General features: G+C 64.3%; 17 protein-coding genes and 1 pseudogene. 8 read left to right on the plus strand and 10 right to left on the minus strand.

Going from position 1 to position 13700, the window contains the following annotated elements; translation table 11 throughout:
* Together AC1D00_RS07015 and AC1D00_RS07020 are read right to left on the minus strand one after the other, a co-directional pair.
* A pseudogene (locus AC1D00_RS07015) lies at nucleotides 1–143 on the minus strand (MFS transporter); the annotation flags it as partial.
* Nucleotides 144–366: 223 nt separating this feature from the next.
* Nucleotides 367–846 (minus strand): GNAT family N-acetyltransferase, encoded by a 480-nt coding sequence (locus tag AC1D00_RS07020; protein ID WP_477010160.1) that lies wholly within the window; start codon nucleotides 844–846, stop codon nucleotides 367–369.
* Nucleotides 847–1021: 175 nt separating this feature from the next.
* Between AC1D00_RS07020 and AC1D00_RS07025 the strand changes: the two genes are divergently transcribed.
* The 3 genes from AC1D00_RS07025 (at nucleotide 1022) to AC1D00_RS07035 (ending at nucleotide 3325) form a co-directional block, all read left to right on the plus strand.
* Nucleotides 1022–2173: a zinc-binding dehydrogenase gene (locus AC1D00_RS07025; RefSeq protein ID WP_477010161.1), complete on the plus strand. Its 1152-nt coding sequence runs from the start codon at nucleotides 1022–1024 to the stop codon at nucleotides 2171–2173.
* A gap of 112 nt (nucleotides 2174–2285) precedes the next feature.
* Nucleotides 2286–2714: a VOC family protein gene (locus tag AC1D00_RS07030; RefSeq protein ID WP_477010162.1), complete on the plus strand. Its 429-nt coding sequence runs from the start codon at nucleotides 2286–2288 to the stop codon at nucleotides 2712–2714.
* Nucleotides 2715–2812: 98 nt separating this feature from the next.
* On the plus strand, nucleotides 2813–3325 hold the full coding sequence (locus AC1D00_RS07035; protein ID WP_477010163.1) for a hypothetical protein: 513 nt from the start codon (nucleotides 2813–2815) through the stop codon (nucleotides 3323–3325).
* Nucleotides 3326–3348: 23 nt separating this feature from the next.
* Here the strand turns inward: AC1D00_RS07035 and AC1D00_RS07040 are convergent, their stop codons facing one another.
* The 3 genes from AC1D00_RS07040 to AC1D00_RS07050 form a co-directional block, all read right to left on the minus strand.
* Entirely contained in the window at nucleotides 3349–3702 is a 354-nt protein-coding gene (locus AC1D00_RS07040) for a cupin domain-containing protein (protein ID WP_477010164.1), read from the minus strand.
* Nucleotides 3703–3822: 120 nt separating this feature from the next.
* Complete coding sequence (locus AC1D00_RS07045; RefSeq protein WP_477010165.1) at nucleotides 3823–4563, minus strand: metallophosphoesterase family protein; 741 nt, start codon at nucleotides 4561–4563, stop codon at nucleotides 3823–3825.
* Nucleotides 4564–4642: 79 nt separating this feature from the next.
* Nucleotides 4643–5107 (minus strand): hypothetical protein, encoded by a 465-nt coding sequence (locus AC1D00_RS07050; protein WP_235885582.1) that lies wholly within the window; start codon nucleotides 5105–5107, stop codon nucleotides 4643–4645.
* Between AC1D00_RS07050 and AC1D00_RS07055 the strand changes: the two genes are divergently transcribed.
* Both AC1D00_RS07055 and AC1D00_RS07060 read left to right on the plus strand, forming a co-directional pair.
* A complete protein-coding gene (locus AC1D00_RS07055; RefSeq protein WP_167770711.1) occupies nucleotides 5100–5492 on the plus strand; it encodes a hypothetical protein in 393 nt (130 codons plus the stop codon). The genes AC1D00_RS07050 and AC1D00_RS07055 overlap by 8 nt on opposite strands.
* Entirely contained in the window at nucleotides 5489–7423 is a 1935-nt protein-coding gene (locus tag AC1D00_RS07060; protein ID WP_477010168.1) for a DEAD/DEAH box helicase, read from the plus strand. Before AC1D00_RS07055 ends, AC1D00_RS07060 begins: the two co-directional genes overlap by 4 nt.
* Before the next feature lie 11 nt (nucleotides 7424–7434).
* On the opposite strand, the gene AC1D00_RS07065 is transcribed toward AC1D00_RS07060, so the two are convergent.
* A complete protein-coding gene (locus tag AC1D00_RS07065; RefSeq protein WP_404557762.1) occupies nucleotides 7435–7941 on the minus strand; it encodes a GNAT family N-acetyltransferase in 507 nt (168 codons plus the stop codon).
* Between the two features lie 138 nt (nucleotides 7942–8079).
* On the opposite strand from AC1D00_RS07065, the gene AC1D00_RS07070 reads away from it, so the two are divergent.
* Nucleotides 8080–8469: a COG4315 family predicted lipoprotein gene (locus AC1D00_RS07070; protein ID WP_025575721.1), complete on the plus strand. Its 390-nt coding sequence runs from the start codon at nucleotides 8080–8082 to the stop codon at nucleotides 8467–8469.
* A 77-nt stretch (nucleotides 8470–8546) separates the two neighbouring features.
* On the opposite strand, the gene AC1D00_RS07075 is transcribed toward AC1D00_RS07070, so the two are convergent.
* Nucleotides 8547–8960, minus strand: a complete 414-nt coding sequence (locus AC1D00_RS07075; RefSeq protein ID WP_027547073.1) for a GFA family protein — start codon at nucleotides 8958–8960, stop codon at nucleotides 8547–8549.
* 201 nt (nucleotides 8961–9161) lie between these two features.
* Between AC1D00_RS07075 and AC1D00_RS07080 the strand changes: the two genes are divergently transcribed.
* On the plus strand, nucleotides 9162–9968 hold the full coding sequence (locus tag AC1D00_RS07080; protein WP_025575718.1) for a transglutaminase-like domain-containing protein: 807 nt from the start codon (nucleotides 9162–9164) through the stop codon (nucleotides 9966–9968).
* A 34-nt stretch (nucleotides 9969–10002) separates the two neighbouring features.
* Here the strand turns inward: AC1D00_RS07080 and AC1D00_RS07085 are convergent, their stop codons facing one another.
* On the minus strand, nucleotides 10003–10431 hold the full coding sequence (locus tag AC1D00_RS07085) for a cupin domain-containing protein (protein WP_477010166.1): 429 nt from the start codon (nucleotides 10429–10431) through the stop codon (nucleotides 10003–10005).
* Between the two features lie 492 nt (nucleotides 10432–10923).
* Between AC1D00_RS07085 and AC1D00_RS07090 the strand changes: the two genes are divergently transcribed.
* The gene (locus tag AC1D00_RS07090; protein WP_404557761.1) at nucleotides 10924–11415 is read left to right on the plus strand and encodes a phasin; all 492 of its coding nucleotides are present in this window, start codon (nucleotides 10924–10926) and stop codon (nucleotides 11413–11415) included.
* A gap of 278 nt (nucleotides 11416–11693) precedes the next feature.
* On the opposite strand, the gene AC1D00_RS07095 is transcribed toward AC1D00_RS07090, so the two are convergent.
* On the minus strand, nucleotides 11694–12485 hold the full coding sequence (locus AC1D00_RS07095) for a Crp/Fnr family transcriptional regulator (protein WP_025575713.1): 792 nt from the start codon (nucleotides 12483–12485) through the stop codon (nucleotides 11694–11696).
* Between the two features lie 229 nt (nucleotides 12486–12714).
* A complete protein-coding gene (locus AC1D00_RS07100; RefSeq protein ID WP_477010167.1) occupies nucleotides 12715–13269 on the minus strand; it encodes a PAS domain-containing protein in 555 nt (184 codons plus the stop codon).
* Nucleotides 13270–13700: the final 431 nt, after the last annotated feature.

The following is a 13700-nucleotide window of genomic DNA, read 5'->3' on the forward strand; positions in this document are numbered from 1 at the left end:
TGCGACAGCACGGCAAAGCCCCCCAGCGTCGGCGAATGGAATTTCTGGAACACCACCCAATAGCTGATCACATGCTCGATATTGTCCGCCATCATCGCCAGCACGTAGGCGGTGAACTGGAGCCGGTACGGCACCGACTTCATTGCCGCGAACGAGCCGGACGCGACCACGGGATTTTGGGGAAGGGGGTTCAAGCGATCACCTGGGTGGGACTTGAGTCGTCCCTACACGTTCGCCGGTGGGCGCTCAAGACACTTGGGTGTGTGTCCTGTAGCCCGGATGAGCGAAGCGATATCCGGGGCAAGCGTCTTCCCGCATGTCGCTTCGCTCATGCGGGCTACAAGGTTGCGGGCTACGAACCTGCACCTACCCCAGYGACTTCACGTAGACCGCATACGGCACGCCAAGAATGTCCGGCGCCTCGCGAACCCTGGCAAATCCCATCCGCAGATACATCGGCAGCGCGACCGTCATGATCGGCGTCGTGTGCAGCGCGATCACCGGCGCCTGGTCGCGCTCGGCGCGGCGCAGGCATTCTTCGGTCAATTGCCGGCCGATGCCCTTGCCGCGCGCGGCCGGATCGACCACCAGCATGCGGATGACCGGCCAGGCCGGATCGAAGAACGCCGGCTTCGGGGCTTGCGGACCGATATAGGCCACGGCGCCGACGATCTGGTCGCTATCTTCGGCAACGATGATCTCGCCGGTCTTGGCAAGCTCCGGCATCTTCGCGACATTGGTGGTAAACAACGGCCAGTCGGAAAAGTCCTGCTCAAATTGCGCGAAGGCCGCCAGCGCGACGCGCCTGATCGCTTCCGCATCCACTGGCTGATAGTCACGCAGCATCGGCGTTGTCCTCGTAGCCCGGATGAGCGAAGCGATATCCGGGGCCACTGCTCCCGCATATCGCTTCGCTTCATGCGGGCTACGAGCCTGCACCTTGGCACGACCGCGCATCTCACATACGCTTCGCCCCACGCCCGCACCACCAATCATAACAGACGGGCAGCGAGGACACACCATGGAGCACATCCGCGTCTGCACTCACGCAGGACCGGGCTCGGAGCCTGTCATCCGCACCGTGCCGTGGCCGAAGGTCGGCCGCAAGGCCGCGCTGATCAAGATCGGCGCCTGCGGCGTTTGCGGCACCGACCTGCACATCCTCAAAGGCCACTGGCCGAAGCCGCTGCCCTGGCCGTTCACGCTGGGCCACGAGCTCGGCGGCATCATCGTCGAATGCGGCGAGGAGTTTTCCGAGGACTTCATGAGCAAGCCGCTGACCGTCGGCTCGAAGGTGATGATCCCGCCGCTGATGCCGTGCGGCCGCTGCTATTACTGCATCCATTACCCGCAGACCGCCAACAAGTGCCTGACGCCGGTTTATTACGGCCGCTATCTCGGCTTCGACAAGGCGCCTCACATGTGGGGCGGCTGGGCCGAATATGTCTATGTCGATCTCGACATGCTTCCGGGCACCAAGATCTACAAGCTGCCCGACGACATGTCGTTGCGGCTGGGCGCGCTGTCGGAGCCGTTGACGTCCTGCATCCGCGCCTTCAACCGCGCGAGCCGCGCCGGCGGTTTTTCCTGGGGCGACACGGTGGTGATCCAGGGCTCCGGCCCGATCGGCATCCTGGCGGTCGCGGCCGCGCTGGAGATGGGGGCCGGGCGCGTCATCTGCGTCGGCGCGCCGGAGGAGCCGCGGCTCAAGCTCGCGCGCGCGTTCGGCGCGGAGGCGACGGTGAATATCGAGGAACTGAAATCACCGCAAGATCGCATCGCGCGCGTGCGCGAGATCGTCGGTGGCTTCGGCGCCGATCTCGTGATGGATTGCTCCGGACACCCCTCAGCCGGCCCCGAAGGCATCGAGATGCTGCGCGACGGCGGCACCTATGTCGAGATGGGCCAGTTCACCGACGCCGGCTCGATCGACACGTCGTGGCACCGCATCTGCACCAAGGACCTCAACGTGCTCGGCTCCTGGGGCTTTACCGCCAACGATCTGCCGCTCGGCGTCGACATGCTCTACCGTACGGCGGGCAAATATCCGTGGCTGAAGATGCAGACGATCTATCCGTTCACGGAAGAGGGCGTCGCGCAGGCGGTGAAGGATGCGATGGCGATGAAGACGGTGAAGTCCACGATCGTGCCGTGGCCGGAGCTGGTGGAGTGAAGATCCGTAGCCCGGATGAGCGCAGCGACATCCGGGACCTTTGTTGACGAGGCTTTCCCGCATATCGCTTCGCTCATGCGGGCTACGTGCCGGAGTTTGGAATGAAGCCGAGATGACAAACGAACAGACACCCGAACCAAACCGGCGTACCCGCTCCCCCTTCCATGCCATTCGCGCGATCGACTACACCGTCATCTTCGTGCGCGACATGGCCGCGATGCGCCGCTTCTACGAGGACACCCTCGCATTTCCGCTGCTGCGCGAGCTCTCGCCGAACTGGATCGAGTATGGCCTGGGCGGCAACACGCTGGCCCTGGCAAGGCCGAGCCGAACCGCGGCGGATGCGCCGGTCCCGCCCGGCACTGCATCGCTGCAACTGGCCTTCAGGGTGTCCGCGGCCGAGGTCGACCAATGCGCCGACGAGCTGGTTCGGCAGGGCGTTGAGCTGCTGTCGCCGCCGACGAACCTGTCCTTTGGACATCGGACGCTGTTCTTCCGCGACCCCGACGGCAATCTATTGGAGGTGTACGCGGAGATCTGACCTGGTACCCCAAAAGTTCCATCTGATATCCCCGAACTATTCGCGCGGAGGTGAAACTTAAGCCCAAGTTCCGGCTTTCACTTCGCGGGAGAGGTGCCGTGAAGCGAATCCTGAAACCTGTCACTTACGTCCTGGCTGCGATCTACTTCCTGGTGGATGCGGTCTTCATGGCCGTGGCGAGGCCGATTTCGCGCTGGATCGGGCGGTACTTCGAATTCAGGCAATTGCGCGCCTGGATCAAATCGCTGCCGCCTTATCCGTCGCTCGCCTTGTTCTCCGTGCCCGTCATTATTCTGGAGCCGGTCAAGCCGGTTGCCGCGTACCTCGCCGCAACCGGTCAGGTCCTGAGCGGTGCCCTGACTTTCATTGTCGGCGAATTGCTCAAGCTGGTGCTGGTCGAGCGCCTGTTTCATCTCACGCGCGACAAGCTGATGCGAATTCCCGCTTTTGCCTGGAGTTATGGAAAATACGCGGCCGCGAAGGCGTGGCTGCAGGCGACCGAAGCCTGGCGCGCCATCCGGGCTCTGGCGCGCGCGGCCAAGGACACTGTTGCGCGCGCAAGAGCCAGGCTGGTCGGCAGCTTCGGCAAACTGGCGACCTCCAGGGATTAAGGCCGCGCCAGGCGCGTTGCCCGCTATGCCAGCTTGCGCGGCGCGGCGGTTGCCTTGTCGCCCGTGTTCGGTGTGCCGGTCGGCTCGATCAGCATCAGGTGAACCTCCTCGCGTGCCACCGGGCGATGCTCGACACCTTTGGGCACCACGTAGAGTTCGCCCGGACCGAGCGTCACCGTGCGGTCCCGCAATTCGATGTCCAGACGGCCTTTGAGGACCAGAAAGAAATCGTCGGTGTCGTCGTGCTTGTGCCAGGTGAACTCTCCCTTCAACTTCACCACCATCACGTCGCAATCGTTGAAGGTCGTGATCGTGCGCGGCGACCAATAGTCCTGAAAGGTCGCGAGCTTGTCGTTAAGCGATATGCTGTCGGCCATGTTCCACCCGTTGCTCTCTCGTGAAGCACGATTTGGGGTCGAGTGGCGGGCACGACAAGGCCGTATTCGTTCAAAGGTCGATCTTGCCCTGCGGATGTCTTCGGAGATCACAGCCAGTTTCTATTTGACGTATCCAGACAACATGGCCTGTGCCCATTGAGGGCGGTTGTTGGCGAGTGCACGCGCCGAGGCGGCCTCCCAGTCGTATTCGAGGGCCAGAAGTTCGGCCTGCCAGCCCCTTCTTCTCTTGGTGATGATCGCGTACCGAGCGTGAGGCGAGCGGTATTCCAGGTTTGCCGCAAAGGGAATGTCCGCGAACACCGGGCAGCCAACGCTCCCCGGATTGAGAACCAGACACTCGCCGGGGCCCTGAATGACCGCCTGGCGGTGGCTATGACCACACAGCACCACGCGGGCCGTTGGCTCACTCTTGAGACGCGTTGCCAGGACTTCGCGGCGGGCCGGCACAAAGCGGCCGTCGTCGAGCGATTCTTCCAGCAGGCACGTCGTGTCGTCTTCGGGTGTGCCATGGCAGGCCAGGATCCCGTCGTCCAGCCGCATTCGGGACGGCAAAGCGTGGAGTGCGAGACGCTGCTCCGCCGTCAACGCGTTGCGCGCAAACAGACCTGCCGGCGAGAGCTTGTCGTCTGGAAACTCTTCGATCCAGCGATCATGGTTTCCGCGCACAGTCGGCAACGACAGCGACTGGAGTGCTTCGAACGTTTCCCGCGGCCACAACGGGCTGGTGACGCAATCGCCGAGGTTGACCGTACGATCGACGCCACGCGTCTTGATGTCGGCCAGCACGGCCTCCAAGGCAGCAAGGTTGCCGTGGATATCGGAAATGACTGCCAATCTCATCGTTGCGCTCCCATGCTGCTTCGCCTGAACTCAACTCGGCCAGGTCACCGGAAATATCTAGCATCGGCCGGTAGGGCGTTCACCACTCGCCACGACTGATCTCGCTCTCCTTCACCACCGCCGCCCCCACCACCTTCGTGCCCTCCAGCTCCCGTACGATCCGATCGTCCGGCCCCACGACACCGAGATCGAATTCGCGATCCGGCGTGACGAGGACCACGCGCTGGCCGACGATCACGACCACCGTCATGTCGCAGGTCTCCCCTTCGGCGGCCCATGCGCGGATGTCGTCGGCGAAGGGCTGCTTGCGCCAGGCGTCGGGAAAGCCCGGGTCGCATCGGACTTCGATGCCATCCTCCGACGTGGTCAGGACCAGCTTCGACCGGCTTGGCTTCCAGCGCTCGTCGAGGAGATCGTTGACCAGCCACAAGCAGGCGAAGCTCTCACATTCGGCCGGCCGCTCGGCGTAGATGGCGCAGCCGCGGCCGGGCTTGCAATGCCGGCACCAGGCATTCGCGGGCTTGGCCAGCGCCTCGATGGCCATCACCTTGCAGCAGAGCGTGCAATCGCCGCAGGTGCGTTTGACGAAAGAGGTCATGCGCGCATTCCCGGCACGTCCAATCGCGCACAATTTAAGCGAGGTGGTCGCGAAAATCAGCTGCTTTGGGGCAAAAGCTCACTATATGCAGCAAAACGGCCCGGAAACGCTGGATGTAGTGGGTCGAGCGGCCGGTAAGCTTATTCGCGATGTCGCCAAAGCCATGCGTCATAGGCATGGTGATTTGCCCGCGCTTGGCGTAAAGAGCGTCCAAATCAAATCACCACGCGTGCGGCCGGACCATTTGCCGAGCACGCAGCTTCAGGTCGCGCGGCTCGACGTTCCGCGCCTGGACCAACCAAGGTTTATCCCGTGTCATTCCCGACCATGAGTGCGCCGCTCGCCCGAGCTTTGGCCGAGCGCAACTACGACCGTCCGACCCCCGTTCAGCTCGCCGTGCTCACCGAGGAGGCCGCGGGCCGCGACCTCCTGGTTTCGGCCCAGACCGGCTCCGGCAAGACCCTCGCTTACGGACTGGCCCTGGCCAAGGATCTGCTTGATGGCATCGAGCGGTTCGAGCGGGCGGGCGCGCCGCTCGCCCTGATCGTGGCGCCGACCCGCGAGCTTGCCTTGCAGGTTCAGCGAGAACTGGCCTGGCTGTACGAGCACGCAGACGGGCGCGTCGTCTCCTGCGTCGGCGGCATGGATCCGCGGCGCGAGCAGCGCGAGCTGGCCGCCGGCGCGCACATCGTCGTCGGCACGCCCGGCCGGCTGTGCGATCATTTGCGCCGGGGCCGCCTCGACATCTCCGAATTGAAGGCCGTCGTCCTCGACGAGGCCGACGAGATGCTCAATCTCGGCTTTCGCGAGGACATGGAGTTCATCCTCGAGACCACGCCGGAGACCCGCCGCACCCTGTTGTTCTCGGCGACGTTTCCGCGCGGCATCGTCGCGCTGGCCAAGCAGTATCAGCAGCAGGCGTTCCGGATCGAGGTCGCGGGCGACGAGGGCGGTCACGCCGATATCGAGTATCGCGCGATCCGGATTGCCCCCGCCGATGTCGAGCACGCGGTCGTCAACGTGTTGCGCTTCTTCGAGGCGCCGAGCGCCCTGGTGTTCTGCAGCACGCGCGATGCCGTCCGGCATTTGCAGGCGGCGCTGCTGGAGCGCGGCTTCTCCGTCGTCGCGCTATCAGGCGAATTGACGCAGAACGAGCGCACCTTGGCGCTCCAGTCGCTGCGGGATGGGCGCGCCCGCGTCTGCGTGGCGACCGACGTCGCCGCCCGCGGCATCGACCTGCCGAGCCTCGACCTCGTCATTCAGGCCGACCTGCCCAACGACGCCGAAGTCATGCAGCATCGCTCGGGCCGTACCGGACGTGCGGGCCGAAAGGGGACGAGCGTCCTGCTGGTGCCGCCCGCACGGCGGCGGCGTGCTGAGCTGCTGCTCAATCTCTCAGGCATCGATGCGGTCTGGGGAACGGCGCCGCAGGCGGACGAGATCCGCAAGCTCGATCACGAGCGCATGAAGGACGTGCTGTTCACCGAGGAGACGACGCCCGACGATCTGGCGCTGGCGCAGGCGTTGTTGGCCGAGCGCTCGGCTGAAGATATTGCCGCCGCGCTGGCGCGGCTCTATCGCGCGCGGCTGCCGTCGCCCGAAGACATCATCGATCCCGGCGAGCGAACTGGCCGGCCGCGCGAGGATCGCGGTCGCGACAATGTCCGGGCACCGGGCGGCGATGATCGCCCCGAACGGCGACCCAAATCGGGGAAATCGTCGTCGAAGCACGGCATGGCGGAGGGCAGCGTCTGGTTCCGCGCCAATATCGGACGAAGAAAGAACGCGGAAGCACGCTGGCTCTTGCCGATGATCTGCCGTCGTGGCGGCATCGACAAGGGCGACATCGGCGCCATCAAGATCATGGATACGACGACCGAGTTCGAAATTTCCGAGCGCGTCGCGGACTCCTTCGCGGCCAAGATCAAGCGTCCGGACAAGGAAGACAATATCCGCCTCGAACCGATGGCGGATGCGCCGCAGCGGCAAGCGCCTTCGGAAGAGCGGTCAAAGCCGCCTCGGCGCGAGAGCGGCGACAGCGATCATCGTGAACGTCGCGACGATCGCCCGCGCGAGGCGGGATTCAAGCCGCGCAGCAAGGCTTTCGGCGAGCGCGGGCCGAAATTCGACGATGCTCCTGCTTTCGGGAAGAAAAAGAAGCATAAGAACAAGCCCGGCCACGCCGGACAGCCGCCTGCGGTCACTGCGTGGCCTGTGAAGGGCGCGCCCGGAAAGAAGACAAAGAAGAAGCATCGGGGCTGAGCTAAGGCGCGTCACGTCGCGGCGAGGTCGCGGAGCATGTAGGTCGCGCTTTCGCCGTAGCCTGCGAGCTTTGCGCGCAGCTCCGCATCCGCCGTGACGGGCCGAAAGCCGAAACGTTCCCACAGYGGCCGCGTGGCGTAGACCGAGACCAGCGCGAGAGCGGCGATGCCCGACGCGCGCGCAAGTTCCTCCATCTTCGCGACATAAGCACGCGCTGCGCCGCCACGATGATCCGGCAGCACGGCGACGTCGTGCACATAGAGGCAGTCCGCGTCATCGGGCAGGCGTTCGAGGAATCCATCGAGCGGCGGAATCCGGTGCCGACGCCAGGGATGCGAAAGTCCGTAGCCGGCGATCTCCTCGTCCGCGATGAGCACGCGGCAGCCATCGGGATAGAGCCGCATCTTCTCCGCGAACACCTCGGGGCGTTCAGGCAGATCGGGATGGATGCGCGCCGCGATCGCGCCGATCGCGGGCAGATCGGTGATGTGCGCGGGATGCCAATGCGGCTTGCTCATGTCGGTCCGTCTCACTCATTCCAGTTTATTCCGGCGCAATGATGCGTGCAGCGAAAAATTTCTTTGCCGCGCGCAGAGGAATACGACGGCTCGCGCGGCGTCCTACCCATGCAAGCCAATTGCATGACAGGAGAGACCATGACGACATCCCCGATCCGCCTCGCGCTCACGCTCGCCGTGTCGCTCGCAATCATTCCCGCCGCCTTCGCCGCGCCGCCGACGAAAACCGGCAAGACCGACAAGGGCAACGTGCTCACCGACGCCAAGGGCATGACGCTCTACACCTTCGACAAGGACGCGGACGGCAAGTCGGCCTGCAACGGTCCTTGTGCGACGAACTGGCCGGTGCTGAAGGCCGAGGCCGGCGATGCCGCCGGCGACGGCTACACCATCATCACGCGCGACGATGGCTCCAGGCAATGGGCCTACAAGGGCAAGCCGCTCTATACCTTCGCCAAGGACACCAAGCCGGGCGACATCACCGGCGACGGTTTTCTCAACGGCGCCTGGCATCTGGCGATGCCGTGAGCGATTGACAGCACGGGCCGGGGATCGCCACGCGATGTCCGGCCCGATAGCGCAGGCGGCGTGTCGCGCGAGGGGCTCTATCGCGCCGGAGGAGGGCTTGTGGCCGCTTCCGGCAGTTCCGGCGTCGCGTCCTTGGGGTCGTACCAGCTTGCCGCGTCCGAGCGCCAGATGTGAGCGCGCGCGGGGCCCGCGACCGGCGTATCCAGGCATCCCATGCGCAACAGCACGTTCGGCTGCGCGATCCGTTCCGCCATGATGTGYGAGCCGCAGCGGGTGCAGAAGCGGCGGAATTTGCCGGGTGAGGACTCGAACGCGGCGAGCAGCTCGTCGCCGCGCACCCACCGGAACGCCGCGCGCGGCACCGGCATCACGCTGGAAAATGCCGAGCCGTGCGTCTTGCGGCAGGTCTGGCAATGGCAATGCACGAAGGGCGCGGGCTCCGCATCCACTTCATACGCAACGGCGCCGCACAGGCAACTTCCGGTCAGCATGCTCTCCCCGCAGGTCAGTTCTATCACGGAAGCAAGTCTAGTCGCGAAGACGGCGGCGGTGAAGCAGCGAAAGCGATCGCCTTATGCGTACGATTTACAGCGCACAAACGGCGCCAGGCACGCTTAAGTCGGGCCGCGCGCCTTGTAATCCATGGTTTCGTAGCCATTTCGGGCTGACATCCAGCCGAAAGGGCATTTCGAATGAAGTTCCGTGTCGGATTCGAAATGCTCTACGATTTCCCGCAGCCAACGCCGATGATCATGGTGCTGGGCACGCATTTCACGCGTGCCTCCGATGTCATCGTGCCGGACTTCCTGACCACCACGCCTGCGGTCGAGATCACACCCTATCGGGACATGTTCGGCAATTGGTGCAGCCGCATGGTCGCGCCGGCCGGCCGCATGCGCCTTGCCGCCGATGGCGTGGTTCGCGACAGCGGCCTGCCGGATCCGGTGGTTGCGTCGGCGGTTCAGCACAGGATCGAAGAGCTGCCTTCCGATACGCTGATTTATCTGCTCGGCAGCCGCTACTGCGAGACCGACCGGCTTTCGGAGATCGCCTGGAAGCTGTTCGAGAAGACGCCTCCGGGGTGGGCGCGGGTGCAGGCGATCTGCGATTTCGTTCACCGTCACATCGCTTTCGGCTACGAGCATGCGCGCGCCACCAAGACGGCGTGGGAGGCATACCAGGAGGGCAAGGGCGTCTGCCGCGACTATGCCCACCTCGCCATTGCGTTCTGCCGCTGCATGAACATTCCGGCACGGTATTGCACCGGCTATCTGAGCGACGTCGGCACGCCGCAGCCTTGGGCGGTGGGCGATTTCGCCGGCTGGTTCGAGGCCTTCATCGGCGGCCGCTGGCACACTTTCGACCCGCGCAACAACGTGCCGCGGCAGGGCCGCATCCTGATCGCTCAGGGGCGCGATGCCTGCGACGTTCCGATCACGCAGACTTTCGGCCCGAACGAGCTGGCCAGCTTCAAGGTCTGGACCGACGAGATCGCATGATGGCCGGTCATTTCCATCCGCCGGCGAGCTTGCCTCACGCAGCCGGCGCGGGCACCAGTCCGTAGCGCAGCATCGTCTCTTTCATCTTCACGGGATCGGGTGGCGCGCCGGCCGACAGGAGCGCTGCCATCTCGGTGAAATATTGCGGTCCCAGCACCCCGGGGCTCAGGATGCACAGGCATGTCGCAGGCCCCGTCGAACGGTTGGTAAAGCCGTGCACGATGCCGCGCTTGATGAAGACTGAGGCTCCGGGGCCAAGATCGGTCTGCTGGCCGTCGATCGTCCAGGTCGAGACGCCGGACAGCCCGTAGATCGTTTCGTCCCAGCGGTCGTGATAGTGCGGGATCGGCATCCGCGCATTCGGCTGCAACGTCATTTCGAAGATATCGACGCTGCCGCCGGTGTCGTCCTTGCTGTGCAGGAAGCGGAGCTCGAGCGTGCCGAAACTGCTGAGGTCGGGCATGGCTGGTTCGTCCAGGTGAGAGAGGCTGCATCGAGATCGCGGCGCTCGCTCACGTCGAAACGAAATCTACCGCAGCCCTTCATACACGATCGGCCCGCGTACGACCGGTCAAATTTGTCGCACAGGGTCCGTTGCAGGCCGACTTGCCGGCTGCGCAGGCGGCAGAACATTCCGGCTCAAACGGCTCCGGGGATCGACGCCTCTGAATAGCTCGCCGGCGCTGATCTGAAGTTGGCGCATGCAATTGCAACAACTTTAAAGACGCAGCATTCTCGCTGCGCCGCTTCGTCGCAATATTCGAATTAATTCAAATCGAGAGTCCGAAAGCGAACCGAAGCGTCGACTTTCGTAGGGCATAGTTGGCTCCGGCAGGGGGCGAGAGCGCAATATCCGCAGCAGCATCCCACCATCGTGAAAGTTGAGGAAGTGGCGTCCCATCCGGACGCGTCGGGGAGTCTTCAATCCATCATCTAGTTTCGCTTGAAAGGATGAATGCCCGTGAGTGATGCCGATATGAAAGCCGAAACGAATGCCGCTCCGCTGAATGGGACGGCGAACGGAAATACAAAGCTCAAGTTCGACATGCCGTTTTTCAACATCCAGGCGATCTTCGGCGATCTCGCGGCGCCGGCCGCGACACGGGCCAAGGCCAATTTCGAGCAGGTGAAGGTGACGTCCGAAGAGATCACCGGGGCTCTCTGCGACGCCTGTTCGACCAGTGCCAGGCGTTCCGCCGAGTACGGCACCAAGCTCATCGAAATATCCAACGCCAATACCAGCTCCGTGCTGGATTTCTTCTCCCAGCTTGCGGATGCGAGGTCGTTTGCGGACTTCGTGAACCTCTCCACCGTACACGGTCGCAAGACCTTTGAAGCGGCTTCCGCCCAGAACCGGGAGCTTTGGGATCTGGCCCAGAAGGTCGCGACCGAGACGGCCGAGCCGATCAAGAACAGCTTCAACCGGGTACTGCGTAAGGCTGCTTGAATCGAAGCTGCCGGCCACGTGGATCGGCTGGACGAGCGTCTTCGCGAGAAAAGACGCCGTCCAGCCGATGGCGGCCGGCCTCGCCGTGAGGTGATGCCAAGCTGGAGGGAAATCAGGATGGGTATGGTGATGATCAAGTGCCCGGAAACCGGGAGCGCTATTCCGACGGGCATCGAGATGGATGGCGACAGGTTTCGCTGCAGTGCGGTCTTTTTTTCGCGCACCTATTGCCGGATGTGCGCGGCGACGCACGAGTGGTTCGCCAAGGAGGCCTGGGTCTACGAGTCGGTCTTGGCGAACGGGAAGTCCGGAGGCGGGCAGCCATTGCGCGCCGGCGCGGCGTGAAGGAGCCTTAGCGCATCCTGCGACACGATCCGATCGATCCTGCGGCTCATCACCTTGTAGCACTCGCAAGCGACGGCCTCGAGCCGTTGCCTGTCGATTTCGAGCTGGCCGCGCCGATTGGATTTGATGGCCCTGGATGCGCGGAGTGCGCTCACGACGTGCGTGACCGTGGTGCGCCGGACGCCGAGCAATTCCGACAGCGTCTCCTGGGTCAGCGGCAGGATGTCACCGCCATCCGTCCGGTCGTGAATGTGAAGCAGCCAGCGGGCGAGGCGCGCTTCGACGGAGTGCAGCGCGTTGCAGGCCGCGACGTGCAGGAATTGCGTCATCATCGCCCTGGTGACAATCTGAACCGCGCTTGCGATGGCGGGACTGCGTTCGAGCGTCGCTTGAAATCGCGCCGGTGAGATCTGCAGTGCGGTCCCGGCCACGCGGACAACCGCCGTCAGGGGAGATCGGACGGGGCCGAGCGCCGTCATGAGTCCGACCGCGCCGTCGTTGCCGATCACCGCGGTTGCCGCCGTCTGTCCGTTCGGCAACTCCATGATGAGGGCGATCGCGCCGCTGCAGGGGAAATAAATGTGGTCGATCCGGTCGCCCGATCGAATGAGGACCGCGTCGTGCAGGAGCGGTACTTTTCGTAAATGCGGTGCGAGCAAAGCGTAGTCGGCCGGCGGTAACGCAGCTAACAGGCGATTACCAACTCTTGTCGCGCGCTCCATCACGGGAGTAGCCCCTCGACGGAGGCTCGGCGGCGAGCAAACGCATCGTCACCGGCCGAGCCGCGTTGCCGCGCCCACGCTTGCCACGGCAAGTGGACAAACGCACTTCAACAGGCAAGGTTCCAATGACGGATCGGGCGCCCGCGCGGACGCGGTCTGATCCATCCGACTCGCGCGCTGAAAATCTGGTCGGCCGTTTGCAAAAACTGCGCGCCCGACACGAGGGCTGCTCCTACCGCAACCCCTCATACACCATCAGCCCGCGGGCGATCTGCAATTTGCGGATCGCGCGCGGCAGCAGCTTCTCCGGCTGGTGCAGATAGCGCCAGGAGGTGAGGGTGAACGGGCCAAGCGCGCCGCATTCGTCGTCGAACGGTGCGAGCACGCCGGTGACGCTGACAGGCGTGTGCGGCCGGGCGTTGAAGGGCAGCAGCAACAGCTCCAGATGCGCCTTGCTGCCGTCCTCGCGCGCGGCGGTGACGCCGGCGATCGCACCCAGCGTCTCGTCGGCGACGATAGTCGTGATCTCCCCGATCTCGCTGCGGCTGGCCTCGGTGAACAGCGCCGCAAAGCTCTGGTCCTTGAGGTCGAGCCCGGCCAGCGCGCAGACGCGCGTGCCGGCGACGCGGAACGGGAAGCCGAGTTTTGGTTCGCAGGACAGCACGAAGATGTCGCCGAGCAGGCCGCGCACTGCGGCCGGGTCGATGTCGGCCCGGTCAGGGGCCCGCGCAGTGCCGCGCTTCTTGTCCCAATATGCGAAGAACGCGCGGCTCGACGGATGTTTCATGATTGAACGCTTACCCCGGGGCGCAACCTCGCGGGACAAACCTGTCCCGCTTCAGTGCACCCGCGATCCCTTTGCTGTTGTGCAGGAGGGGATTTGCAGCGTCCATGCCGCGAGGGCGTTTTAGCCGCTCCGGGCGGTGTCTTTGCGTCGTTAACGTTAAATTAACTATGCGCTTTCCGTGTCCCGCAGCCCTGCTATGGTGACCGCGGTCGCAAGCCTCGCCGCTTTTCTCCAGGTTCTCGGCGGGGTCTGTACACAGGCGTCAAACAGTTTGGTCACGGGCCGCGGGGAGGGGTGGGGATACACCTTATTCCTCTGGCAACCGGAAGGCCGACACGGACAGGCAGGGCTTTCCCAGGGCCCTGCCTTTTCCTTTTCTCAGGCACACTCGTGCCCCGGACGCAGCGCAGCACTTCTTCAGTGATGCGCTG

The sequence above is a fragment of the Bradyrhizobium sp. P2_E8 genome, from assembly GCF_056403875.1.